The organism is Lacunimicrobium album (assembly GCF_052161635.1).
GTDB lineage: Bacteria > Planctomycetota > Planctomycetia > Planctomycetales > Planctomycetaceae > SXPC01.
In genome coordinates this window covers 3,849,807-3,874,804 of the sequence record NZ_CP197413.1, presented here as the reverse complement: position 1 = coordinate 3,874,804, position 24,998 = coordinate 3,849,807, and the positions used below count along the sequence as shown (strand labels likewise).

Annotated in this window: 27 protein-coding genes; 18 read left to right on the top strand and 9 right to left on the bottom strand. The window is 54.4% G+C overall.

Annotation, left to right across the window (positions count from 1 at the left end):
* The first annotated feature begins 158 nt into the window (after positions 1 to 158).
* From SH248x_RS15510 to SH248x_RS15465, 10 genes are all read left to right on the top strand, one after another.
* Positions 159 to 566: a co-chaperone GroES gene (locus tag SH248x_RS15510; protein ID WP_459555207.1), complete on the top strand. Its 408-nt coding sequence runs from the start codon at positions 159 to 161 to the stop codon at positions 564 to 566.
* Between the two features lie 301 nt (positions 567 to 867).
* Complete coding sequence (gene ispH, locus SH248x_RS15505) at positions 868 to 1,809, top strand: 4-hydroxy-3-methylbut-2-enyl diphosphate reductase (RefSeq protein WP_459555206.1); 942 nt, start codon at positions 868 to 870, stop codon at positions 1,807 to 1,809.
* 46 nt (positions 1,810 to 1,855) lie between these two features.
* On the top strand, positions 1,856 to 2,083 hold the full coding sequence (locus tag SH248x_RS15500) for a hypothetical protein (protein ID WP_459555205.1): 228 nt from the start codon (positions 1,856 to 1,858) through the stop codon (positions 2,081 to 2,083).
* A 35-nt stretch (positions 2,084 to 2,118) separates the two neighbouring features.
* Positions 2,119 to 2,361 carry a hypothetical protein gene (locus SH248x_RS15495; protein WP_459555204.1) on the top strand — a complete coding sequence of 81 codons (243 nt, stop codon included), beginning with the start codon at positions 2,119 to 2,121 and terminating at the stop codon, positions 2,359 to 2,361.
* Entirely contained in the window at positions 2,361 to 2,813 is a 453-nt protein-coding gene (locus tag SH248x_RS15490) for a type II toxin-antitoxin system VapC family toxin (protein WP_459555203.1), read from the top strand. Before SH248x_RS15495 ends, SH248x_RS15490 begins: the two co-directional genes overlap by 1 nt.
* 26 nt (positions 2,814 to 2,839) lie before the next feature.
* The gene (gene dprA / locus SH248x_RS15485) at positions 2,840 to 4,000 is read left to right on the top strand and encodes a DNA-processing protein DprA (protein WP_459555202.1); all 1,161 of its coding nucleotides are present in this window, start codon (positions 2,840 to 2,842) and stop codon (positions 3,998 to 4,000) included.
* A gap of 139 nt (positions 4,001 to 4,139) precedes the next feature.
* Positions 4,140 to 4,904 (top strand): hypothetical protein, encoded by a 765-nt coding sequence (locus SH248x_RS15480; RefSeq protein ID WP_459555201.1) that lies wholly within the window; start codon positions 4,140 to 4,142, stop codon positions 4,902 to 4,904.
* 163 nt (positions 4,905 to 5,067) lie between these two features.
* On the top strand, positions 5,068 to 7,104 hold the full coding sequence (locus SH248x_RS15475) for a protein kinase domain-containing protein (RefSeq protein WP_459555200.1): 2,037 nt from the start codon (positions 5,068 to 5,070) through the stop codon (positions 7,102 to 7,104).
* A gap of 421 nt (positions 7,105 to 7,525) precedes the next feature.
* Positions 7,526 to 9,196 (top strand): flagellar hook protein FlgE, encoded by a 1,671-nt coding sequence (locus SH248x_RS15470; protein WP_459555199.1) that lies wholly within the window; start codon positions 7,526 to 7,528, stop codon positions 9,194 to 9,196.
* Between the two features lie 414 nt (positions 9,197 to 9,610).
* Positions 9,611 to 10,186 carry a hypothetical protein gene (locus SH248x_RS15465; RefSeq protein ID WP_459555198.1) on the top strand — a complete coding sequence of 192 codons (576 nt, stop codon included), beginning with the start codon at positions 9,611 to 9,613 and terminating at the stop codon, positions 10,184 to 10,186.
* On the opposite strand, the gene SH248x_RS15460 is transcribed toward SH248x_RS15465, so the two are convergent.
* The 5 genes from SH248x_RS15460 to SH248x_RS15440 form a co-directional block, all read right to left on the bottom strand.
* Entirely contained in the window at positions 10,158 to 10,625 is a 468-nt protein-coding gene (locus SH248x_RS15460; protein WP_459555197.1) for a type II toxin-antitoxin system VapC family toxin, read from the bottom strand. The genes SH248x_RS15465 and SH248x_RS15460 overlap by 29 nt on opposite strands.
* Positions 10,626 to 10,630: 5 nt before the next feature.
* Positions 10,631 to 10,879, bottom strand: a complete 249-nt coding sequence (locus SH248x_RS15455; RefSeq protein WP_459555196.1) for a hypothetical protein — start codon at positions 10,877 to 10,879, stop codon at positions 10,631 to 10,633.
* A 27-nt stretch (positions 10,880 to 10,906) separates the two neighbouring features.
* Positions 10,907 to 11,059: a hypothetical protein gene (locus SH248x_RS15450; protein WP_459555195.1), complete on the bottom strand. Its 153-nt coding sequence runs from the start codon at positions 11,057 to 11,059 to the stop codon at positions 10,907 to 10,909.
* The gene (locus SH248x_RS15445; protein ID WP_459555194.1) at positions 11,059 to 11,313 is read right to left on the bottom strand and encodes a hypothetical protein; all 255 of its coding nucleotides are present in this window, start codon (positions 11,311 to 11,313) and stop codon (positions 11,059 to 11,061) included. Before SH248x_RS15445 ends, SH248x_RS15450 begins: the two co-directional genes overlap by 1 nt.
* Before the next feature lie 62 nt (positions 11,314 to 11,375).
* Positions 11,376 to 12,329 (bottom strand): hypothetical protein, encoded by a 954-nt coding sequence (locus SH248x_RS15440; protein WP_459555193.1) that lies wholly within the window; start codon positions 12,327 to 12,329, stop codon positions 11,376 to 11,378.
* Positions 12,330 to 12,681: 352 nt separating this feature from the next.
* Here SH248x_RS15440 and SH248x_RS15435 point away from each other — a divergent pair, with 352 nt between their 5' ends.
* The 5 genes from SH248x_RS15435 (at position 12,682) to SH248x_RS15415 (ending at position 18,466) form a co-directional block, all read left to right on the top strand.
* Complete coding sequence (locus tag SH248x_RS15435; protein WP_459555192.1) at positions 12,682 to 13,323, top strand: OmpH/Skp family outer membrane protein; 642 nt, start codon at positions 12,682 to 12,684, stop codon at positions 13,321 to 13,323.
* Positions 13,324 to 13,521: 198 nt separating this feature from the next.
* Entirely contained in the window at positions 13,522 to 14,394 is an 873-nt protein-coding gene (gene lpxC / locus SH248x_RS15430) for a UDP-3-O-acyl-N-acetylglucosamine deacetylase (protein WP_459555191.1), read from the top strand.
* A gap of 49 nt (positions 14,395 to 14,443) precedes the next feature.
* Positions 14,444 to 15,283 (top strand): acyl-ACP--UDP-N-acetylglucosamine O-acyltransferase, encoded by an 840-nt coding sequence (gene lpxA / locus SH248x_RS15425; protein ID WP_459555190.1) that lies wholly within the window; start codon positions 14,444 to 14,446, stop codon positions 15,281 to 15,283.
* Positions 15,284 to 15,428: 145 nt separating this feature from the next.
* The gene (locus SH248x_RS15420) at positions 15,429 to 16,460 is read left to right on the top strand and encodes a Gfo/Idh/MocA family oxidoreductase (protein WP_459555189.1); all 1,032 of its coding nucleotides are present in this window, start codon (positions 15,429 to 15,431) and stop codon (positions 16,458 to 16,460) included.
* Positions 16,461 to 16,687: 227 nt separating this feature from the next.
* Positions 16,688 to 18,466: a DUF885 domain-containing protein gene (locus tag SH248x_RS15415; protein ID WP_459555188.1), complete on the top strand. Its 1,779-nt coding sequence runs from the start codon at positions 16,688 to 16,690 to the stop codon at positions 18,464 to 18,466.
* Positions 18,467 to 18,644: 178 nt separating this feature from the next.
* Here the strand turns inward: SH248x_RS15415 and SH248x_RS15410 are convergent, their stop codons facing one another.
* The 3 genes from SH248x_RS15410 to SH248x_RS15400 all read right to left on the bottom strand — a co-directional run bounded on the left by SH248x_RS15410 (position 18,645) and on the right by SH248x_RS15400 (position 21,566).
* Positions 18,645 to 20,318, bottom strand: a complete 1,674-nt coding sequence (locus SH248x_RS15410; RefSeq protein ID WP_459555187.1) for a Kelch repeat-containing protein — start codon at positions 20,316 to 20,318, stop codon at positions 18,645 to 18,647.
* A gap of 257 nt (positions 20,319 to 20,575) precedes the next feature.
* Positions 20,576 to 20,830 (bottom strand): hypothetical protein, encoded by a 255-nt coding sequence (locus tag SH248x_RS15405; RefSeq protein WP_459555186.1) that lies wholly within the window; start codon positions 20,828 to 20,830, stop codon positions 20,576 to 20,578.
* A complete protein-coding gene (locus SH248x_RS15400) occupies positions 20,823 to 21,566 on the bottom strand; it encodes a tetratricopeptide repeat protein (RefSeq protein ID WP_459555185.1) in 744 nt (247 codons plus the stop codon). Before SH248x_RS15400 ends, SH248x_RS15405 begins: the two co-directional genes overlap by 8 nt.
* 234 nt (positions 21,567 to 21,800) lie before the next feature.
* Between SH248x_RS15400 and hemP the strand changes: the two genes are divergently transcribed.
* The 3 genes from hemP to SH248x_RS15385 are packed head-to-tail and all read left to right on the top strand — an operon-like array spanning position 21,801 to position 23,562.
* A complete protein-coding gene (hemP, locus tag SH248x_RS15395; protein WP_459555184.1) occupies positions 21,801 to 21,989 on the top strand; it encodes a hemin uptake protein HemP in 189 nt (62 codons plus the stop codon).
* Between the two features lie 26 nt (positions 21,990 to 22,015).
* Complete coding sequence (locus tag SH248x_RS15390) at positions 22,016 to 22,618, top strand: DUF6580 family putative transport protein (protein ID WP_459555183.1); 603 nt, start codon at positions 22,016 to 22,018, stop codon at positions 22,616 to 22,618.
* A gap of 14 nt (positions 22,619 to 22,632) precedes the next feature.
* Positions 22,633 to 23,562 carry a cobalamin-binding protein gene (locus tag SH248x_RS15385; RefSeq protein WP_459555182.1) on the top strand — a complete coding sequence of 310 codons (930 nt, stop codon included), beginning with the start codon at positions 22,633 to 22,635 and terminating at the stop codon, positions 23,560 to 23,562.
* Between the two features lie 430 nt (positions 23,563 to 23,992).
* Here SH248x_RS15385 and SH248x_RS15380 read toward each other — a convergent pair whose 3' ends face one another.
* Positions 23,993 to 24,856 carry an SDR family oxidoreductase gene (locus SH248x_RS15380; protein ID WP_459555181.1) on the bottom strand — a complete coding sequence of 288 codons (864 nt, stop codon included), beginning with the start codon at positions 24,854 to 24,856 and terminating at the stop codon, positions 23,993 to 23,995.
* Positions 24,857 to 24,998: the final 142 nt, after the last annotated feature.

The window sequence follows — 24,998 nt, the reverse complement described above, 5'->3', positions numbered from 1 at the left end:
AAGTTTACCCAGTTGCACAGGCGCGCCAGGAAATTCCGGGACTTGGCACAGCCATTGCGTCCCCCATACTTTCCCTGCTGACTGAGGCGTATAATTCAGAAATTGACAGCTTTTTCGAGCGTGTCGATGTGCCATAATGGCAGAAGAGGTAAAGACATATGAGTGATTACGTTGAACCACTTGGTCCACGGATCCTGATCCGCAAGGACGAAGGACGACATAAAACCCGCGGCGGCATCGTGCTGCCGGATAAGGCGGAGATTCCCACGATTACCGGTCGCGTGGTGGAGATTTCTGTAGAAGTCTTCAACAACGATGAGTTTCCGGTTCGCAAGTACGACAAGGTCCTGTTTCATCCACGCAATGCGATCCCGGTCGACTTCGAGCCGGACAATCTGCTGTACGTCGTGCCGATTGATGACGTTGTGGCGGTCTTCCGACGCAATGGACGCCCTCGCCCGGGCGAACTGAGCGAGGAAGAGGAATCTGATGCGGACGGGCTGTCTGAGGATACGTTCCTGGATCAGGAACTGCCGGAATCGGAATACGGCGAGGATGAGACGTAAGTCGAGTTCTATAGGGTTTGAATCAGAAGAAGGTTGGAACGCAGAGCTCGCAGAGGGGAGCGGAGATCGCTGAGACTGAATGAAGGTAATTGTTCAGTTGAATTCGGTATTCTCTGCGACCTCTGCTCTCCTCTGTTTCCTCTGCGTTCCAACCTTCCTAGAGATGCACGCGAACGTATCATTGTTAGGTTTGACGTGGCGGTCGCGGTTGGGATGGCTTACAGTACGGGCTGGAGCAGGAACGCGATTACGTGTTTTGATGGCTTGAGTTCTGTCGGATTTTGATGGATAGAGATCGACGATGAAGATTTTGCTCGCGAACCCTCGTGGCTTTTGTGCTGGTGTCAACATGGCCATTCAGTGTCTGGATGAAGCCATCAAGCTGTTTGGCACGAACATCTATGTTTACCACGAGATCGTGCATAATAAGTATGTGGTGGATCGCTTTACGAAAGAAGGCGTGACGTTTGTTGATGGGGTCGCGGACGTGCCCCAGGGCTCGATCCTGCTGTATAGTGCCCATGGTGTTTCCCCGGAAATCCGTCAGGCCTCTCGTGACCGAAAGCTGCAGACGATCGATGCGACCTGTCCGCTGGTGACCAAGGTCCACATGGAAGCGATCAAGTTCGCGCGGGAGGGATTTGACATCATCCTCATCGGCCACGAAGGTCATGATGAAGTCATCGGCACGATGGGGGAAGCACCGAACAGTATCACGCTGGTCGAGACGCCGGAAGATGTGGAGAAGCTTCCATTCGACCAGACGTCCAAACTGGCGTATCTGACACAGACAACCTTGAGCGTGGAAGAAGCCAGCCGGGTCATCAATGCTCTCAAGCAACGCTTCCCACAGATTCAGGCCCCTCCAAAAGAAGACATCTGTTACGCAACGACGAACCGCCAGCGAGCCGTCGACATGCTCGCACCGCGGGCCGATCTGGTGATCGTCCTGGGCAGCCAGAACAGCTCGAACAGCCGGCGTCTGGCAGAGATTGGGTCGACCTTTCATAAGCCCGCTTATCTGATTGATGGGGCCCATGAATTGAAGGCGGAATGGTTTGAGGGGGTCAACACGGTGCTGATCACTGCAGGTGCGAGTGCCCCGGAGATCGTTGTGCAGGAATGTGTCGAGTATCTGAAGACAAACTACGCGGCTGAGGTGGAAGAAGTGGTCACGCGCGAGGAGCATGTGAAATTCCAGCTGCCGCGGGAGTTGAGGGTGTTGCAGGCGGCGCAGGGGTGAACCGGGACTAAATTTCGGCTGTCTGACTTATCAGGGAGTTCACAGAATGGTCACGTTGCAAATCGATGACGAGACTTTTGCCGGGTTGAAGCAGAGGGCGTCCAAGGACAATCTGTCCGTTGAGGAATGGCTCAAGCGTCGAATCGCTGATGATGTTGCTCATCCGGTATCGAATAATCAGGAAGCATTTCAGACATGGTGGTCTTCGTTTGTCGGCAGTGCTCGACCAACTGGGTTTCCGCTAGATGACAGCCGTGAAAGTATTTACGACTGATAGATCATATCAGGCAATTTGTTTGTGGAGGAGCAGTGGTCAAGTTAAACATTGATTCGGAAACATTCAATAAGTGGCAGCAGAAAGCCGTTGCACGCGGGTTGACTGTTGAAGCCTGGCTACGCCAACAAGTCGAACCTGACTTGCCTAAAAATCCTACTGTCAAAGCAAGTGAAATGACGCCGGACGAGTGGTCGGCATGGCTGAAGGACTTTGCAAACCGACACCCACCAACTGGCTATCCGGTCGACGACAGTCGTGAAAGCATCTACGACTGATGAACATCCTCGTAGATGCAAACATATTGGTAAGGCTCGCGAAGCAGGACGATGCTGACCATTTGGCCGCGATCAAAGTGTTGGAAGATATTCAGAGACGAGGGCATCGGCCAGCAGTTGTCCCACAATGCATCTATGAGTTTTACGTTGTGGCAACGCGACCGCTGGTCAACAATGGGCTTGGGTTAACCAATTCGAGAGTTGATCAAGATATTGCTGACATCTTATTGACGTTTGTTTTGCTTCCTGACGTTCCTGCGATCTTTGAAAAGTGGCGGGAGATAACGTCAGGGCATCGCGTTCTTGGAAAAACTGCTCACGATGCCCGGATTGTGGCTGCCATGCTCGTGCATGGAATTCAACATCTCGTTACCTTTAACTGCACAGATTTCAATCGCTACTCGGCCTTGATCAGCGTTCAAGATCCCAGACAAGGCGGGTATCCGTGGTAACTTGAAGAAAGTGCAGCATTCAAGAGATGAGCGGCGATGAATTGCGTCAGGCGTTGCGGTTGCAGTTGGTGCCGGGGATTGGGCCTCGGTTGACGCAGGTTTTGCTGGAGAGGTTTGGGACGCATGGGGCCGTCTTTGCGGCGTCGAAGGCGGAGCTTTCGGGGGTTGATGGGATTGGGCCCAAGCTGGTAGCGTCGATTCAGGATCGAGGGGTTCTGGATGATGTTGAAGACGAATTAAGACGTTGTGACGAGCATGATGTCGATATCCTGCCGATTGCTTCAGAGGCTTACCCGAGTTCGCTGAAGCAGATTCCCGATCCGCCGCAATTGATGTACGTGAAGGGGACGTTGGAGCTAGGGGAGACGTGTGTTGCGATTGTGGGGTCGAGAAATTGCACGCATTATGGTCTCGCGCAGGCGGAGAAGTTCGCGTACGGGTTGGCGCAGGCGGGGGTGACGGTTGTCAGTGGCCTCGCGCGGGGAATTGATGCGGCGGCCCATCGCGGGGCATTGAAAGCGGGTGGGAGGACGTTAGCGGTTTGTGCGCCGGGGCTGGGAACGATTTATCCGCCTGAGCATGCGACGCTGGCGGAGCAGGTTTCAAAATCGGGGGCGTTGCTGAGTGAGTCGCCGATTATGAGAGCGCCGAATCGCGGGTTGTTTCCGCAGCGGAACCGGGTCATTTCTGGATTGTCGCTGGGTGTGCTCATTGTGGAAGCCTCGCGGACATCGGGTTCGTTGCACACAGCCAAGCATGCGATCGAGCAGAATCGCGAAGTGTTTGCGATCCCGGGGCGGATTGATGTGAAGGAGTCGGAAGGCTGTCTGGATCTGATTCGCGATGGTGCTGCGCTTGTCCGAAATGTGGATGACGTGCTCGATGTCGTTCAACACCTGGCGGCTCGACGTGGCCGCGGTGAAGAGCCGATTGCACAGCCGAGGACGAGGAGTCTGTTTGAGAAGAAGCCGGAGCCGGTTGCTCCCGTGGCGGCGAAAGTCCTTCCCAAGATGAGTGAGGCGGAGCAGACGTTGTTTGCGTTGCTCGATTCGACGCCGTTGCATATTGATGAGCTGATTTCGCGCTCGCGTCTGGATTCGGGGCAGGCGTTGGCGAGTCTGACGATGCTGGAGATGAAGCGGGCGGTAAAGCGGTTGCCGGGGAATCAGCTGATTCGAAATGGATGATGTTTGAAATGGGTCAGTGGAATGGTTTTTGAGGAAATGCCCTGTATCGCAAGTTTGGAGTTGAGTCAGAGTAGGCATGTGAGACAGAATGCGAGGATGTTCGGTTCTGTTCTTTGGGGCGAAATGCGGGTTTGTATCCATGTCGAAGATGATCGTCGTCGCGTTGCTGATGGTGCTGGGATGGAATTCGATAGCTTCCGCGCAGATGAAGGGGAAGAAGAAACCGACAAAGGGGAACGAGCAAGCAGACGTTGAAGGCAAGGACGAAGAGTTACTGCTCACGCCAAAGTGGCATGTCGCGTTTCTGAATCAGCGCCCCATGCCAGGGACGATTCCGCTGCCTGAGCAGACGCCGTTCAAGGTGCTGGATGATCTGGAGTTTATCGGGCCGTTTGAGAATGATCCGTTTTTGTTGGGACGTGTTAAAGTTGACGGGCAGTGGGCGCTGATCGATGGGTTTCTGTCGCGGAGTGCAGGGCGTAACGCGGCGATCAAAGTGGCGAAAGCGGATCAATTTGAGCTGGAAGGGAAGATGAATGCCGAAGGACTTGGCGGCTGGTTCATGCTGCTCGGGTGGGCCGATGGGAATGGGTATGCAATCTACAACGTCAATTTGAAGACGTCTGGTTCTCCGTGGCATATCTGCGAATTCCGCGGAGGAGAGGGGATTGAATCGACACATCAGGAGACCTCCCGCTACGAGTGCAGGGGTGTGGAATCGTTTCGTCTGCGCGTCAATGATGATCAGGTTTCGATGAAGATCGAGACGACGATGATTCTCGAGAATTATCCAATGCGAAATTATAACTCAGGTGATGTGATCATCGGGACGTATGATACGAAGTATGGCGCCAAGACGTTGAAGATTCAGTCACTGCGACTCAGGGCGATTGAAGAGAAATAGGCCGTGTTTGCGTTGCGTGAAGCTTTGAGGCATTGCGCTGTTCAGCGGATGTTCGTCTGGAAAGTCATTGGCGTGTGTGCGTCTGAAATCGTACACTGATTCGGTTGCTAATTGTTTGTGTCGAGCTCCCGCTTCGCCTTTTTCCTGCCTTAGTGAAATGCTTATGTCGACCGGTCGCGGTTCATTCTCCAGTCACTCTTCTGCCGAAGATTCGCAGTCTCTTGGTGGTGACGAGACAATTCAGCAGAACGTCGATTTTCCGGACGTGCCGGGTTACAACATTGTGCGCCTGCTTGGGCGCGGTGCCATGGGGACTGTTTATGAAGCGATTCAGCTGACGCTGATTCGTCCGGTTGCGATGAAAATGCTCGCGCATGCTGATAAAGACGAGCACCTGGCGAGGTTTTATTCGGAAGCGGCCGCTGTTGCGAAGATCCAGCATCCGAACATCGTTCAGGTCTATGAGATCAACGAGCATCAGGGGAAGCCATTCATCACCTTCGAGCTTGTTCTGGGCGGTAGCCTGGATGAGAAGATGAAGGGGAAGCCTCACTCACCGCGAGAGGCGGCGACGATTGTCGAGACGTTGGCGCGGGCAGTTCACGCTGCTCATGAGGCAGGGATCGTGCACCGCGATCTCAAGCCTTCCAATATCATGTTGACGAAAGAAGGGCAGCCGAAGATCACCGACTTTGGGCTGGCCAAGCAGCTCGAAGGGAGTACGTCTTCGCAGACCCAGGCTGGCGAGATTCTCGGAACCCCTCACTACATGTCTCCCGAGCAGGCAATGGGACGGATTTCGGAGGTTGGGCCAGGGAGCGATGTCTATGCGCTGGGAGTGATCCTGTATGAATTGCTGACGGGTGTGCTTCCGAATAAAGGTGAGACCGTTCTGGAGACATTGGATCTGGTGCGGAACAGGGAACCGGAGTCGCTTCGGAAGTATGTTCCCAGTCTGCATCGCGATTTGGAAACGATCTGCCTGAAGTGCCTTCAGAAGAAGCCCCGGCATCGTTACGAATCGGCTTTGTCGCTGGCGGATGATCTCAAAGCCTTTCTGGAAGGATTGCAGGTCTCGGCTCGGCCGATTACGAGTTTCGAAAAGCTGCGTCGCTGGATGGGAAAGAATCTGGTCATTTCTGGACTCGCCGCGTCACTGATCCTGGTCGTACCGATGCTGCTGGTGGCTTACAGCTATCTGGGCGTTGATGCCAGGAAGATTCAGCAACTTGAAACTCAGCAGGTCATCGACCTCAAGACCCCTCGAGGTCTCCCGCCGGTTCCGGTTCCCAGTGACAATCCGGTGACACAGGCGAAGGTCGATCTTGGTCACCAGCTCTTTTTTGATCGACGGTTATCACTCCATGACAATATTTCCTGCGCGACCTGCCATAACCCCAATGACGGCTGGGGAGATGGACTGACTCGTTCAAAAGGGACGAATGATGTTGTGCTGCGTCGCAATTCACCGTCCATTGTGAATGCCTCGTATTATCGTTTTCTGTTTTGGGATGGCCGCGCGGAGAGCATGGAGAAGCAGGCGACTCAACCAGTCACTCACCCCGATGAGATGGGGATGCCGGATATGAAAATTGTGGCTGAGAAGCTCAATAAGATCCCGGGGTACAAGTCACAGTTCATGAAGATTTTTGGACGGCCCGCGACGGAAGAAGACATCGGCAAGGCGCTGGCTGCCTTTGAGCGGACGCTGATGTCGGGGCATACGGTGCATGACTGCGACGGGACGTGTCACTCGCTGTCAGTGGCCGCCAGACGGGGGTTTGAGGTCTTCAAAGGGAAGGGGATGTGCAATCGATGTCATTCCGGACCGATGTTTACCGATGACCAGTTTCATAACATCGGAGTCGGGTATTACGAGAGCAAGGATGGCAAGACTGTCGGCCCTGCGGATGAAGGCCGCATGGAAGTGACGGATGATGAGCTTGATCTGGGGGCCTTCAAGACGCCAGGCCTGCGGGACATTTCACGGACGGCTCCTTACATGCACGATGGTTCGCAGGCGACGCTGATGGATGTCGTCGAGCATTACAATAAGGGGGGAGTGAAGAATTCCAACCTCGATGTCCGGATGAAGCCGTTGAATCTGACGCAGCAGGAGAAGGAAGATCTCGTTGCGTTTATGAAAGAAGGACTGACGAGCCATGATTACCCGACAGCGATGACTCCGAGTCTGCCTTGAGAAACATCAATTCTGGTGTGGATATGGTTTCGATTGTCGCCTGTAGCCTATCGCCCACCCTCATCCGGCCCCAAAGCGGGCCACCTTTCCCTGAAAAGACTACCGCATCGCCCTTTCTCTCGCCTTATCGGCGAGCGGGCGACTTGGTTCCACCTCAAGGGAGAAGGGAGAAGGGAGAAGGGAGAAGGGAGAAGGGAGAAGGGACAAGGGAGAAGGGAGAAGGGACAAGGGAGAAGGAAGAAGAGTAAGATATTGTAAGATTTACAATCTTTTCGGTGATAAAGAGTAGGGATTGTAGGGGCTGGTTGCCGATAAGATTTCTGACAGCAGACAACGTGAGTGTGCGCCTCCATGGATGGGATCTATGGTCGTTGGGCATTGGTGTCTGCCGGATTGCTGATTCACGCAAGGGGAACCAAGGATGGGTTTGTCGACTGCTCTGAATACGTCTCTGAACGGCTTGCGTCTGAACGAGACCTCGATCGACGTCCTGGGTAACAACATTGCCAACGCTGGCACGAACGGCTTCAAGGCGTCGGAGGCTCTCTTCGCGACACAGCTTTCGCGGACCTATTCGGTCGGTTCGAATTCGAGTTCCTTCAGCGGTGGGACGAACCCTCGTCAGGTTGGACTGGGGGCGAGTGTCTCGCAGATTCGTCGCGACTTTACGCAGGGGAACATCACGAACAGCACGAGCCCATCTGATATGGCGATTCAGGGGGACGGCTTCTTCGTTATTGATTCTCCGAGCGGTACTCAATACACCCGGGCTGGTAACTTTTTCCTGAATAGCGACGACCGTCTTGTGACGTCGAGCGGACTGCGTGTTCAGGGTTACGGCGTCGATGAAAACTTCAACATCATCACGACTCAGCTGCAGGATATTGTCATTCCGCTGGGTGATCTGAACGTCGCCCAGGCGACGGAGAATGTCGCGTTCACGGGGGCTGTTTATTCATCGGGCACGCCGGCGACTCAGGGGGCGATGCTCACCTCTGCGGTTCTTTATTCTGATGCTGCTGCGACGACTCAGGCGGATGCATTGACTGCGCTGACGAGCCTTTACGACGCAGCGGGGAACCAGCTTTTTCAGGCAGGCGATGAGATCAACTTTGCATCGAAAAAAGGGGGACGAAATCTTCCCAGCCAATCGATGACAGCGGGTGCGTTGACCTATGGCGATCTGCTGACGCACATCAATAACGTGCTCGGTGTCGATACCACGACGAGCGGCGGTAGTGTGTCGATTGTGGGCGGGGCAATGCAGATCAACGGCAACTACGGCAGCGTCAATGATCTGGACATCGCGACCGGCGATCTGACGGTCACGCAAGCGGGGAACACCAGCGATGTGAACCTCGCGTTCAACAAGACCCAGGCGTCCAACGGCGAGAGTACCATCACTGACTTAATCGTCTATGACTCACTGGGACAGCCGATTAACGTCAAGATGACGACGGTTCTCGAAACTCAGAGCAATAACACAACGACGTTCCGTTATTACCTCGAATCGCCAGACGACAGTGATGCGTCGGTCGCGCTCTCGACAGGAGTTCTGACGTTCGATGGCAATGGAAAATTGACCAACCCTACGACAGCTTCTTTTAATATCAACCGAGCGAACTCAGCTCCAAGTGACCTGCAGATCACTATCGACTTCTCGCGTGTATCCGGGATTTCGACACAGACCGCGGGTTCGGCGATCACACTTCAATCCCAGGACGGGTCGGATCCCGGGACGCTGACGACTTACGTCATTGATGAAGGCGGGATGATCAACGGCATCTTCGACAACGGGATTATTCGTACGCTGGGACAGGTTGTGCTTGCACGCTTCTCAAACTCACAGGGTCTGCTGGAGAGCGGCGATACGAACTTCGTCGAAGGGATCGCATCAGGTCCTCCATTTATCACGACGCCGGGAAACTTCGGTTCGGGAACGGTGCGTTCAGGCTCGATTGAACTTTCCAATACGGATATCGGTAAGAGTCTGGTCGATCTGATTGTGGCGTCGACGAATTATCGGGGTAACGCCCGGGTGATCGATTCGGTTCAGCAGCTGGTGGATGAACTGCTGGTGCTGGGACGATAACGGGGGTAGGGTCCGCTGTGCGGGCCAACAATGGACGCTCGTTGGCAAGTCAATTCTTGGCATTGTGACGCGAGTTGACGTGGTAAGATTTATTCGTTGTTGGGTGGTGATTGACGGTCTGCACAGCGGACCCTACGGGGGGAGTCGCCGGGTGTGCGATTGGGGCGCTGTTGTTGTCGGCATAATGTGAATATTGCGAATTGCTTGGCTTTTGTTGGCTGTGCGTTCGTCGCGATGTGAAATATTTGCTGATGGATCGTGGGCGTGATGCACGATTCATGAAACATGCGACCGCAGACGCGGTTCTGCATGCACGTTGAGGTGTGACTGCTTTCCAAGGACGCATGGTTGGCACCTCCGGTTTCCTTTCGCAGACTCATGGCATGGATGCTTTCAACTCTGGAATCATGATCCATGGCAGCTGCTGTCGCTGAAGAAAAAGTATTGGACGCCCCGGCCAAATCCGCGGGGGGCGGGTTCTTCAAGAAGATCCTGATCGTCACGGTGTTGCTGCTGATGTTCACCGGGATCAATATCGGTGTGCTCTGGTACTTCCTGGGTTCTGGCGGTGGCGAAGCTCATCACGAGGAAGGTGGTCACCATGATGAGCATGCTGCGCTACCGGAGACACCTGTGATCGGCGATCCTTCGAAGCCGGGCGTCTCTGACTACATGGAAGTGGAGCTGGACGACTATTCCGTCAGTAATACGATGGCGGCTCAAGGGCACACGATCCATATTACGTTCAAGCTGATTGCTCTGGTTTCGAGTGCGTCAAAGGCCCAGTTCGAAACATCTGCCAAGCAGGACAAGCGGAATCAGGTCAAAGAGCAGGTCGAGCGGGTCATCCGCTCAGCGAGTTTGAACGATCTGAAAGACTCGCAGCTGGACTTCATCAAACGTCGCATGCGAGAAGACATCAATAAGATTCTCGGCAACAGCTACATCAACAAGATCGTGATTATTGAATATCGGTTGATGGAGCAGTAGGCGCAATCACCTCGCCGGGAGAAATGGCTCTGATTTCCGCGTAACGTCGGAAGTCCTGCGTGTTGAACGTGAGAATGGTTTGCACATCGTGAGTGATCATTGCAGCGACGAGGCGGCAATCGTGTGTCGGCTTACCTTGGACTCGATAATTTGACGCCAATTCAAGCCAAAGTTCAGTCACAGTCTGATTGTCGTAGTGAAGCTGACAGAGACTGAGAAAGATTTCGATGTGCTTCACAATCTCGTTTGTTGTCAGTCCATAACCGTTATTGATTATCGGGCGACTGCACACGACCCAAAATTCATACAACACTTGGGGAACGATAACGAGTTGATCAGTCCTTTTGATTGCAACTAAACTCTCACGTGCTTCGGCATGATGCTTGTGGCCCAATTCAATGGATCGCAGTAGAACATTGGTATCAATTAATGTTGGCATGACCCTTAATCATAAATTGAGTCGCGACTGTCGTCGACATGTGGGTTCCGGCTTTTCGCGTTGACGACCAATTCATTAAAGACACGATTCCATTCGTTCTCGTCTTTGAGCGGAGTCGGAAGTTTTCTAGGTGATGGAATTATTGATCGCTGTTTGATGAGTTGGATCACATATTCCTCCGGAGACGCAAAGCCGCAAGCCGCGGCTTGTTCTCGCAAGGCGTCTTCTTCGCTCGTTGATAGTTTAATGATCATATTGTTTTCCTCTGGACGGCATTCTACTCAAATGAAAGACGTCAGTGAAGCAATTTTTTTTGCTTGATGTTCACCGTTCGTTGGCTGCAGAGTGGAAACAGCATTGCTGATAACCGAATGATCTGAGTGAGCAGGATCAGCCAGGCGGATCAGGCAATTCGTATCGATGAGAATCGACATCAATCTGCCTCATAAATGGCATCGCGGCTGTCGTCGACGTGAGCATTTCTTGGTTTGAGCTCTTTGAGAAATAACTGGAATTCTCGTTTCCATTCCTCAGGATTCGTAATCGTCTGATGAATCGAAGCAGCAACGGGCGGAGCATCTTCCGTCGTTAGAAGGTGATGTACATAGTCTTCAAAATGTTCAAATCCCTGTTCAGAAGCTCGACGACTCAGGTTGGCGATCTGGTCAGGGCTTAGTGAAATATTCATGGCGTGCCTCCACGGATATTCTACAGGTGATCTCCAAATGGAGAAAGATCGCTTCAAGCCTGTTATCTCTCCCGCCAGATCAACTCCTTTTTCACCTTCTGCTTTCGCATGATCGGCTGGATTTCTTCGAAGTAGCGTTTCGCATCCACGGGGTAGCCGGCGGTTGGTTTCAGGCCTTCGAGTCGGGACTGCCAGTAGCGGTTGAAGCTGAGCATCGAGAGTTCGCGGATGTATTTGGCGACCATCGAGGCGACGGCGACTGGTAAGTAGCGTTCGCCCTGAACGTGGAACTCGAACTCGCGCTGGCCGAGGCGGTAGCGGCTGAGCCTGGGTGATTCTTCCAGCAGGAAGGTGAACTCGCCGAATTCTTCTGTGAGCAGATCAGCGTACGTTTTACGACCGCCGTGGCGGTCCATGAGGATCTTGGTCGAGGTCGGTTCGTAGTCGAGGGTGTTGAGAAGCTGGTGGACGAGGCTGACGCTCTGCGTCGAGAGGATGACGGCTTTGTTGATGTCGCCTTTGAGATGCCTGTTGAAGAGAGCAGGGGTGACGAACTGCAGGCGGATCCCTTGGAGGCCGATCTCCTGCCAGACATCGAAACTCAGGCAGGAATGGAGTGTCTGATCAAGATCTTCCCGGGTGGTCGCGACGGGGAGAGGGATATCGTGCTCGAAATACCAGGGCTCTTCGAGGCAGACGGCGTCGACATTGACGCTCAGATGACCGAGGAGCTCTTTCAGCGACGACGGGTGAACACCAAGTCCTCCGAGCAGCGTGAGCACGGAGCGTTCGAGATCCTTAAGGCCTTTTCCGGACTGGTAGACCTGTTTGGAATCGCCGATCTTCAGGCCGCGATAGCCAGTGGACTCATCATCACGCAGGACACAGGCGAGGAGATCGAAGAAAGCCTCTTCGCTGGCGGGGGAGTCGACTTTCCAGGCCGTTGCAGCAATGACGAGGGGGCCGAGATTCGGGCCGTAGCCTGCTTCATCGACCCCTAAAACGAATCGACTCATGTGGAGGCACCTTCCCTGGGGAGCATTGCGTGACGAATGATCAGAATGACGAAGTGTCGATTTTACATTTTTTACGCCTGTTCGAATATCGTCTCAAGAGATTCGACTTGACGTGAACACCACTGTGTGACACATTCCTCATCCGTTTGGCACGAAGACGGCCCGTCCGGGTTGTGTCGTGACGAACTGCGGCGACTGGCAAGCATGTATGCGACCCGGAACACCGTGTTTGAGTCGGCTGGATGGCTGGCTCATGAATTCACCATTTCGAGGCAAACACCTCTCTTCATCGGACCCTGCTCCCTGGTGGACTGGGCCAAACGAATCGGCTTCGCAAAGGAGTGCCCCCGCCGTGATCAAATCTGTCGCAATGACTGCCGTTCTGTGTCTGCTGACTGCTTCCAGCGCTTTCGCACAAGCTCCAGCTGCTGCCCCAGCATCTGCCGCTACGATGCCTCACAAGGTCGGCCTGATTGACATGGCCTACATCTTCAAGAACTATAAGAAGTTCGAAGATCGACGTGAGTCACTCAAAGCCGATATCGCCCAGACTGACGAAAAGGCCAAAGCCATGGCTGAAGGTCTGAAGGCGATCGAAGCTGAACTCAAAGGTGGCAAGTTCAAGCCAGATTCACCTGAGTATCAAGCCACTGAAGCCAAGGGGTTCGCTCTGAAGTCTCAATTCGAGCAGTTCAGTGCCAAGGCAAAACGTGACTTCCTGAACAAAGAGTCTGAAATCTACAAGGAAGTCTACCTGGAATGCTCGAACGCTGTGAAGCAATACTCAGAGTACTACAAGTATACTCTGGTCATCCGCTTCAGCCGCGAAACCATTGATGGAACTGAAGAAGCTCGTGAGCTGATCCAGGGCATGAACAACCTGGTCATCTATCACAATCCTGAGTTCGACATCAGCGACAAGATCCTGGTCTTCCTGAATCAGTCTTACGCCAAGACGACCGCTGCCAACACCACTGGCACGACGACTCGCTAATTGATGTTTGACAATCCGGTTTTCGAACTGCACACGCCCCCGGCATTGCGTCCGGGGGCATTCGTGTGCCGACTGCTCACCAACAACCTGCTTGATGACCATCTGCTTCGATCGCCATGACGACGATGGTCAGCTTCTGAAGTGATGTCCTAATCGCTTTCGCATTTCATGGTCCGTCAACCCCACAAGAACCCACGTATGTCCCCCCGTACGCAGCGGACAATCGAACGAATTGCCCAGACACGAGGCATCGGTTTCCTGACCGGCCAGACGATCACCGTTCGGTTTATGCCCGCCGAAGAAAATACCGGCATCGTCTTCCAGCGACTTGATCTGGAAGGTCAACCGCTCATTCCCGCGACCATGCCTTATGTCGCTTCGGGAAATCGCCACACACTGCTTCAACACCGCGGTGCAACAGTTGCGCTGACGGAACACGTCATGGCGGCCCTTGCTGGGATGCAGATCGATAACTGCCTTGTTCAGATTGACGGCCCGGAAGCACCTGGCTGCGATGGCTCTGCTCTCGACTTCGTACGCTGTTTGCAGGCGGCTGGCATCGTGACGCAGACCCAGTCGGTCAATCCGTACCGCATCACCGAAAAGATCACCCTGATTGACGCCAAGCGAAATGCTTCGATCATCGCGTTTCCAACTCATGGCGATCAGCTGATTCTCGAATACCAGCTCGACTATGGACGACAGTCGCCGATTGCTGAGCAGTCCGCGCAGTTTGTCATCACGCCGTACACCTTTGTCAGCGAAGTCGCGTTCTGTCGCACGTTCATCCTTGAGCAGGAAATTGAAATGCTCAAGGCCCGTGGCTATGGTAAGAACACAAACACCAGTCATCTGCTTGTCTTCGGAGAAGATGGACTGATTGAAAATACGCTCCGTGTCGAGAATGAATGTGCTCGCCACAAACTTCTCGACTGCATTGGCGACTTTGCCCTGCTGGGGCGTCCGATCATCGGTCACATCATCGCCCGCAAGACGGGGCACGAGCACAACCATCAGTTTCTGCATGAGATTCTCTCACTGCAGGAACGTCGTTACAGCCGGGCTGCCTAATACACTTCCACCTCTCTGTCTGGACCTGACCCTTCTTGAAGGATTACCAATGCCTCGCAAAATTTCCGATTTCTCTCAGGTCGATCCCCGAGCTGAACTTGGTGATGACATTGAGATCGGCCCATTCTGTGTTGTTGGTCCACACGTCAAGCTTGGCTCCGGATGTAAGCTCGACAGCCACGTGACGTTGATTGGTCACACGACGATTGGCGAGAACAATCGCTTCATGGCCAACTGTGTCATCGGCGGCGAGCCTCAGGACCTCAGCTATAAGAACTCACCCACACAAGTCGTCATCGGCAGCGGCAATCAGTTCCGTGAAGGCGTGACGGTTAACCGCGGTGCGGATAAAGAAGATCACGTCACTCGCATTGGGAATAACAGCGTTTTTCTCGCCAATGCACACGTTGGTCATAACTGCAATGTTGGCAACAATGTCATGCTGGTCAACGGCGTCCTGCTCGGCGGACACGTTCACGTTCACGATAAGGCGATCATTTCCGGTAACACGGTCGTTCACCAGTTCTGCTCGATTGGCACGATGGCATTTATCTCGGGCGGATGTCGCGTCGTGATTGATGTGCCTCCCTTCATGCTGGGCTCGGGCACGGACGACTTCACGATTCATACCGTCAACCTCGTCGGGCTGAAGCGTTCTGGCATGTCGCAGGAGACGATTTCTCTGATTCGCAAGGTTCATAAACTCGTCTACCGCGAGTTCAAACCGCTGGAAGAAGTCAAAGCCGAGTTCCTTGATAATCTGGCTGTTATTCCGATCGAGCTGTCCTCGCTGTTCAACTTCATGGAAAAACAGAAAGCCGGCAAGTACGGACGTGGCCGCGAAGCGATCCGCCTGCTGCCATCCTTCCATCAGAAAGCTGCTGCGTAAACCTGTAGGGTCCGCTGTGCGGACCGTCAATTCGCAGGATTACACAGAAACTGATGATGCCTTTCATTTGCATTCATCTCTTTTTTCAGGATTGAATGTTGTTTGATGGTCCGCACAGCGGACCCTACTATGTAAGCCCCTTCCTATGCATCCACTCAACATGATTGTCGTTGGTGTTGGCGCTCTTGGCCGTCACCATGCCCGTATCCTGTCTCAGATGGAAGGTGTCAACCTCGTCGCTGTCGCGGAGCCGAATCCGTCGCAGGGACAGGCGGTCGCTGACCAATGTAAGACGCGATGGGTGGCTGACTATCGCGAAGTCATGGATGAGTGTCAGGCGGCTTCGATTGTCGTCCCAACGTTTCTGCATCATGGAGTCGCGAAAGACCTGTTGTCTCGCGGTATTCCCGTCATGATCGAGAAGCCTCTGACGGCTGACCTGGAACAAGGTCGAGAGCTCGTCGAACTGGCTGCACAGAAGAACGTGACGCTGCAGGTTGGCCACATCGAGCGTTTCAACCCGGCGTTTGAACTGGCGGTCACGAAAGTCAAAGCTCCGAAGTACATCCGCGCAGAGCGAACGAGTCCTTTTCCATTCCGCTCGACAGACATCAGCGTCATTCACGATGTCATGATTCACGATCTTGAACTCGTCATGCACTTGGCCAACAGCCCCGTCATTGGTGTGCACGCGATGGGCTTTGGTCTGATGAGCGAAAAGCTCGATTCCGTCCAGGCTCGTTTGACCTTCGAATCAGGTTGCATCGCTGACATCACCGCCAGCCGTCTGCATCCTGAAACCAAACGCCAGATGCAGGTGATCGGCAGCCACGGCGCAATCAACATTGACTTCGCAACGCGCTCTCTTGAACATTACGAACCAACCGCCAAGCTGCTGTTTGGACCCAAGCCGGTTGAACTGGCTCGACGTCCTGGTGCGGATCTTCAGCAACTCAAGGACTCCATCTTCGGCGACTTTATCAGCGTCGAGAAGCACGCGATGCCCCAAGTCGACGCCCTCACTGCTGAGCTGAGCGAGTTCATCAGCAGCATCCGACAGAAGACCAACCCACGTGTCACTGGTGAAACGGCACTCGCCTGTCTGGTAGTCGCCGACGAGATCCTGCGACAAGCCGAAACTTCTCGCGGCGAAGTGATCAAGACACGCGCAGCGTAATTTTTTTCTCTGGATAGCCCGGGTTGTCCCAACCCGGGCGTGCCGCTTCGGCACGAGAGAAGCACAGCAAACGACGCTCAATGCGCAGCTGACCGTGTTTCTTGCAGCTTCGCCGTCCGGGTTGAGACAACCCGGACTACCCGTGTGTCGCTGCCTTCGCTCGAACATTTCGATTACACTGAGACCATCACGAGCGCTCTGGATGTTTTACTCAGTTGGGATTCGAGATGGTTTCTTGCTTACGCCTATCGGCGGTTTTGTTTGTGCTCTTCATGGCTCCTGTTCTGGCTGTGGCACAGAATGTTTCTGCGCCCCTGGACGAAGGGGAGAAGCTGCATGCCCTGTTTGATCGCGAGTGGGAGTACAAGCTTTCGCAGGAGCCGACGTATGCGTCGTTCCTGGGCGACAAACGCTATAACGACATCTGGCCTGATCTCACACTTGAGGGAATCAAGAAGCGTTATCAGCAACAGCTGGACCTGAAGAAAGAACTCGCGACGTTCGATCTGGGCAAGCTTTCGCCGGCGGATCAGGTCAACTTCCAGCTGTTTGCCAATGAAATCTCGATGGCCATCGAAGCCTACGACTTCTCCTGGTATCTCGTCCCGCTGACCAACCGCGAGGGAATCCAGATCGAGTACGAAACCGTCAACGCGATGGCATTTGAGAAGGTCAAGGATTACGAAGATCTCATCACCCGGCTGTCGACCTTTGACACGTACATGAATCAGACGATTGATTTGATGAAAGCCGGCATGGCGCGCAAGATCGTGCAAAGCCAGGTCGTCATGCGTCCGGTTGTCGGCCAGATTCGACGCCAGATCGTCGAGAAGCCGGAGATCAGTCAGTTTTACAAGCCGTTCACCGAGATGCCCAAATCAATCAGTGAGGAGGACAAGGCTCGTCTGCAGGCAGCCGGGAAGAAGGCGATTGCAGAACACGTCGTTCCTTCGTACGCGACGCTGCTGACGTTCTTCGAGAAAGAGTATCTGCCCGCCTGCTTTGAAGCCCCCGGCGTATGGCAGATGGAGAATGGCAAACCGTTTTATGCGCACCGCTGTCGACTGTTCACGACGACCAGTTTAACCGCTGAGCAGATCCACGAGATCGGTATGTCTGAAGTCCGACGCATCCGGACCGAGATGGAAAAGATCATCTCCGACGTGAAGTTCGAGGGGACCTTCCAGGAGTTCCTGACCTTCCTGCGCACCAACCCGAAGTTCTACTACACGACCGAGAACGAATACGTGATGGCCGTCGAGAGTGTCTGCAAAAAGATCGACCCGATGCTGGTCAAGCTCTTCAAACGACTGCCGCGCATGCCGTATGGCGTCGAGCGCATCCCCGCCAACATCGCCCCCGATACCACAGCAGCCTACTACCGCGAACCCTCTCTGGCAGCGATGCGAGCCGGGACGTACTTCATCAATACTTATGACCTCAAGTCACGTCCCATCTATGAGATCGAAGCCCTCTCGCTACACGAATCGGTTCCCGGACACCACCTGCAGATCGCCCTCGCGATGGAGCTGGATGAACTCCCCGCCTTTCGCCGCTACAGCGGTTACACCGCCTACATCGAAGGCTGGGGACTCTACAGTGAATCTCTGGGCGACGAGTTGGGACTCTATCAGGATCCCTATTCCAAGTTCGGCCAGCTGACGTACGAAATGTGGCGTGCCTGCAGGCTCGTCGTCGATACCGGCATCCACCATTACGGTTGGACTCGCCAGCAAGCCATCGATTTCATGGCTCAGAACACCGCCAAAACGCTGCTCGATATCACCAACGAAGTTGATCGCTACATCGCCTGGCCCGGACAGGCCCTGGCCTACAAGATCGGCGAACTCAAAATCCAAGAACTTCGCCAACGAGCAGAAGCAGCCCTCGGCGAGACGTTCGATCTGCGCGAGTTTCACGATGTCGTTCTTCGCTCGGGAGCAGTGACCCTCGACGTGCTCGAAGCCAACGTCGATGCCTGGATCAAGACGGTGGCTGCGGAATAGGGTTCGGATGGCTGGGTATAGTTTGGGTAGTCCGGGTTGTCCCAACCCGGACGGCGAAGCCGAAAGAAAACACGGCCAGCTGCGCATTGGACGTCGCTTGTCGTGTTTCTGTCGTGCCGAAGCGTCACGCCCGGGTTGGGGGCAACCCGGGCTACCCTGATTTCAGACTCACGTTCCATTACCGAGCAGCGGTTTTTGCTTCTGGAGCAACCGTGATCACTTCGACTTCGCCGAATTTGCCGACCGACATGTTCGAGCCGCCCAGGAGCAGCAGTTGGTTGCTGCCAACGGGGACCATGCGGTGGAAGAAGCGGGCGTTTTCGAGGTTGCCTTCCATCGTCCACTTGTCTTCGCCGGTGCCGATCGACTCGAGCGTGCCATCGTAGGTGCTGACGTAAAGTCGGTTGCCTTGAGCGAACGAAGACGAACCAAAGCCCGTCATGCCGCCGCCGATGAGGTCGGGGCCGTTTGACCAGCTCTTGGTCGCTGGGTCATAGATTTCGACCTTCGTGGTCACGCCATTGGATGGTGTCATCCCGCCGATGACGTAGAGCTTGCCGTTGTAGGCAGCAATCGAGAGGGCGCGACGTGGAGTCGGCAAGTTGGGGACGGCTTCCCATTTCGCGTTAGCCTGGGCGAGGTCCAAAGACCAGACCGTGTCATGCCATTGGCTCTCGGCTTCGCCTTGCATGGACCATCCGCCCACGACATAGACTTTGCCATCAACAACAGCTGCGTCGAAAGAAGAGCGTGGCTCCGGCATGGGAGCCAGGTCGGCCCATTTGCCAGTGGCTGGATCAAAGCTGGCGACGTCGGCTTGAGACCAGAGGCTATGCTCTTCCCCTTCTTTATTTTTAGCTGTGAAGCCACCCAGGCGAATGATCTTGCCATCGTGGGCGACCATGGCGAGACCTTGCAGACGTGGGCCTTCTGCGACGGCTTCCCACTTGCTGCCTGGTTCGAGTTTCAAGCGGTACAGGGTCTTGCATTGACCTTCGTCAGAGTACTCGTGAGCACCGCCTGTGTGACCGCCGTAGTAGTAGACTGCATTGCCCGCGACCGCAGCGCCGAAGCTGGTGATCTCTTCTGGAATCGCTGGGTAAGACTTCTCGCTGACGATTGGCTTGTAGGTCAATTCCGGGAAGGTGACGGTCGTGTAGTGACGGGTTTCGGTGTACTTCTTGCCGTCGAGTTCGCCTTCGCCTGCTTCGACATACTTGACGCGAAGAGCCTTGAGAGGCTGATCGTTCAGTTTGATTTCCGCGACGCCCGCATCGTTGGTTTTGACTGCATCGAGTGCATCGGGCTGATAGGCTACCACTTCAGCGCCGGTGACGGTCTTGCCATTGGCTTTGACAGTGACGTTCAGCGTGCCGTTATCGATTTTGGGTTGGACGTCAAGGACGACGATCTCGCCGCTTTCCAGTCCCCAGGCTCGGTTCGATAGGGCAGGACCGGCTTTGCTGTAGTAACGAACTTTGTAAGCTGCACCACCGCGGGCCATGACTCCCAGGTCTTTGGCCAGAACGAAGACACCTTCTGCATCTTTGTCATCGAGATCAACAGACATCTTCGTCCCGTTGGCTGCAAGTGCCAGGGCAGCGGGATCGGCTTTGCGGACGAGTTTATAGACCTTAGCGCCTTCCAGATACTTGAGCAGCTTCTCGTCGTCTTCTGGAGCTGGCTCTTCTGCGAAGACGCAGGAGAGAACGGTTTTCTCGCCAGACTTCTCGACGAGCAGCCAGGGAAAGTGAGCGTGCGCCAGTTGCGGAATCTGCAGCATGACCACAGCTGCCAGCAGAACGGCCAGCCATTGCTTCGAGTTGTGAACCAGTCTCGTGGTTTGAATCATAGGGAGAGATCCTTACTTGATTGTCGATTCGTGGAATTCCCGTCGATCACATTGACCGCCAGGAGGATGGATTGATCAACGAAGACGACTCACTCTCGATCGCGATTCAGAGTAATCGACTTCGTTGCGAATTGCGAAAAGTGCTCGCAGGTTTCGGTGAAAGAAAGATGCGTCCGGCGGCCCAAGGCTGCCCATAAGTCAAGGACCGGCCGGACACACCAAGGAGTTCCTGATGTCTCCGATTTCAACGCGTTTGTTTACATGTTGACGAGTTCCAGGAAATCTCGTGATCGCTGTCTGAGAAACTCGGTTCGACCCGGCATGAACCCCTCATCGCTGATCGCGATCTGAGAGAAAACGGGTGTCGGTTGGGCATCTCTCAATGCACGACCGGCAGGCAAGCGTGTCTGCAGGTAGCGATGCAGCGACGAGGCGATCAGCATCATCAAAGCCATGACTGCCATCAGGGAAAAGATCACCAGATGAATCAGAAGGATTTGAGACTCAGGCATGAGAGTGTCCTCCTGTCGAAGTCAGTCCCTGCAGACGCCGGGTGATTGTCTGGACCTGTCTGAGATCGCCAGCAGCTTCCATGATCGATTTGAGTCGTTCGAGGCAACAGGTGCATTCGATGATTTCGTAATCGGCCTGCTCGAAGCGTCTAACAGGTTCGTAAGCATCCTTCGGCTGGCCGTGGCTGAACAGGATCGTCGCCAGGCCGACGCGGAAGAGGATGTTGTTTGGCGAGAGAGTGACGGCCTTGCGAGCCAGTCCAACCGCCGTGCAGAAGAGTTCGCCACTGCGGATCGCGTAATAGGCGGCGTCGTAGTAAGCCTGTCCTTCATCAGGAAGACGCTCGATGATGCGTCTGGCCTGTTGCAGGGCATCGCGTGAGAAGCCGTATTTATCGAGGCCCGAGGCAACGCGTCGCAGGATGCGCCAGTCGATGTCTTCCCGGGAGGCGACACGGTTGAGCAGAGAGCGGGTCAGTTCGTGACGTCCGAGTTCGCCATAGACATCTGCCAAGCAGACGCGGGAGTAATCGCTGATCGGGGCGATCAGGCTCGCTTCCTCGAAGGCGCGGGCGGCTTTCAGCCACTGGCCTTGTTCAGAATAGATCACACCAACAAATTCCCAGACACGAACATCATCAGGGAAGCTTTTGAGATGCGCGAAGGCGAGGTTTAAGCAGACGTCATGTTGCCCCAGATAGAAGTGGGGCTTGAGAGCGGTGAAGATGTCAGCCATGCAGGTCTCCAGTGGCACAGGTGTGCCCGAATCATTGATTTGGAGACGTGGCTTGCGTTGGCGCTGGCTGCGTCAGGTGAAGCTCAATAGGAAGTCGGCGTGCAGTTCCATTGATATTGAGATTCAGTCTCACTATGATATCGCGACACGATCGAACTGCAAGTCAAACTCAAACTTTCTAATGCGAACACTTCGCAAAAGATCCTTTCTTGTTACTAGATTAGACTTTACGTCATGAGTGACACACACAATTCTCCCCCCGTCCTCGCTGCCGACGTGTTGGCTCAGTTGCAGCATGGAGCCTGTCGGTTTCTCAGTTTTGACCAGTTAGCTCAGGGAAAACAGGAGATTCTCATTGAATTTAAAGGGCAAATCTATCGCCTCCGGGCCACAAAAAACGATAAGCTGATCTTGAATAAGTAAGTCTCTGTCTCAGGATTTGTTCTGCTATGTCATCTGCTGCTTCCGCCCAAAATTCGAAATTTTCTCAACTGCTGATCGCTGCTGTGATGGTCGGGGCTTTGATCGTCGCGAAGCTGATTCCGGTTTCCAATCTCGTTGAATTACCCTGGAACTTTTCCGCCGTCGGTGGCTTGTGCCTGATGGCCGGCTCGTTGTTGCTGGATCGACGTTACGCGATCGCGGTCCCGGTGATTGCGATGATGATGGGCGACATCTATCTGAACGCCATTCGTTACCATACCGCCCATAGCTTGACGAACCCTGCAGTGCTCGGCGTCATGATGACCGTGTGGTGCTGTTTTGCGTTTTACGGACCGCTGGGCGTCTGGATCGCCAAGATGAAACGCAGCTGGGTGTCGATCGGTCTGGCTTGCCTGGCGGGATCGACGGTCTTTTTTCTGGTCACAAACTTTGCGGACTTCCTGTTCTTCCGTGTTCACACCTGGGGAGAACTGGTTCGCTGTTATTATGACGCGATCCCATTCTACCGGAATTCGCTGCTCTCGGATCTGACGTTCGCCTCGATGCTTTATGGCGGATGGGCCTTGGTTGAAGGCACGCAGCCGACGACTGAGCAACACGGCGTTTAAGAAGACGGTTTCCGATGACTGCTCAACGCATTGTCTCGCTGCTGCCCAGCGCGACGGAGATTCTCTGCCTGCTGGGGCTGGAAGATCGTATCGTCGGGATCACGCATGAGTGTGATTATCCGTCGTCGATCATCTCTCGTCCTACGGTCACGCAGACCGTCATTCCGCATCATGCGACCAGTCGCGAGATTGATACGCTGGTCCGTGAGCGTCTGGAAACGACGAAAGCCCTCTACTCGCTCGACCTTGATTTGCTGGAAACGCTGCAGCCAGATTTACTCGTCACGCAAGCCCTGTGTGATGTCTGTGCGGTCTCTGAGGAAGAAGTCAACGCTGCGGCTTGTTCGCTCTCTTCCAAGCCACAGGTCGTGAACCTGGAACCATCGACGTTGAGCGAAGTCTTTGATTGCATTCTCGCGATTGGCAAAGCCACTGGACTTGAAGGAGTTGCGAACAAGAAAGTGGCAGAACTGAGGGCGAGGGTAGACGCTGTTCGACAGCGTTCCGCGTCCATCGCCAAGCCTGCTCGCGTGACGCTTCTCGAATGGATCGATCCGCTCTTTTGCTGCGGTCACTGGTCGCCGGAGTTGATTCGGTATGCGGGTGGATTTGATTCCCTCGGACGCGAGCATGCCCCGTCAACGACGATCACTCCGGACGACTTGATCGCCGCTCAGCCGGACGTTCTAATCCTCGCGCTCTGCGGGTACAGTGTCGAGCAGACGCTGCATGATTTTCCCCTGCTCGAAGCGATCCATGGTTTCCGCGATCTGCCGTGTTATCGAAACGGGCGCATCTATGCTCTTGATGGTTCTGCGTATTTCAGTCGACCAGGGCCGCGCCTAGTCGATTCATTGGAGATCCTCGCCCACACGCTGTTTCCAGATGTGCATCCGAAATTCGATGCGCATCCGGTCGCTGCCAACGTGTTAGAAAATCGCTGATTCTTCCTGGATCTGTCCATCGACTTGCTCTCACCACATCGTATCTGATGTCGAGGAGAACAAGTTATGGCTATTCGTACGTCAAAGCGTTTGCTTGATGCCATAAAACTCTTCTTGTTTGGTCTCATCGCCTGCTGGATGACCTATCAGAATGGAACTCTCTTCATTCCGTTTTCGATGGCTTATCTTCTCTTCGCGTTTCGACGACGTTATTACGTCGTGATGGGAATGTTAATTTCACTCTATGTGAGTTTTTTCTTATTCGCGACTTTCTTCATGACACCATCTGGATCATATGGATACTCGCCGAACGTCCTCATGGATCCCGATGTGTATGGACCATTCCTGATTTGCTTCGTCGGAGGAATGATCGGTCTTGTTTTCGATCGCGTCAACGCACGTCCCATTGAGACGGAGCCGATTGACCCGATCAGCCATCTCCTGCCACCATCTGAAACAGCCCCTCACGAAACGTCGGATACCTCAGCGTTACCCCCAACTCCCGCTTCATCTTCGCGTTCGACAGACGCTTGTTGAGGCCGCGGGTGCGGCCGGCTGGGCCGGTGGTGTCGAATGTGGGAGGCGGGGCAGCGATCATGCGGGAGAGTTCACCGTAGTACTCGGAACGGGGAACGGGCTCGTCATCGGTGATCAGATAGAGGCTGCCGGGATTGGCGTGTTGTTCGGCGGTGAGCACGACGTCTGCTGCGTCGTCGACGTGGATGATGTTCAACCAGGCGTCCGGTTCGCCGCCCAGTGGCTGGCCTGCTTTGAGGTGGTCGGCTTTCATCAACAGTCGCCCCGGGCCGTAGATGCCAGAGAGTCGCAGGATGGTCCAGTTGCCGTTGGCGGGGTTCAGCTGCTTGGTGACCTCTTCTGCTTCAAGGGTTATCTGGCCGCCTTCGGTGGCCGGAGTTGTTTCGCTTTCTTCATCGACGAGCGAGCCATCTTCCTGGCCGTAAACGCTGGAGGATGAAATGAAGATCAGTCGCTGGACTTTGCCTTGTAGCTTTTCGAGTACCCGCTTCAAGCCGTCGACAGAAACGATCCGCTTATCGATGCCCGCGCTGCGGTCATAGCCGACGGCGTACAGGCAAGTCTCGACCGCTGGGAATTCGAAATTATCGCCGAGTGATGTGACGTCTCCCACAAGCGGGAACAGACCCATGGCGGCGAATTCATCGCGTCTGGTTTCCGAGCGGGTCAGGACATGAACCTGATGGCCCTGTTGTAGCCACTGCTTCGCGACGCGTCGTCCCAGGTAGCCGCAGCCGATGATCAGTTTATCACTCATGTTCGCATTTCCTTATTCGCGTGTTTCCGATGCACAGCGTATCAAAAATCTGGACGATCGGCCTTGTTGTCGCTTACTATCGCGCCGATGATGCACAAGGTCATATGAAATTTTCACTCTAATGCAGCAGGTCTATGTCCAA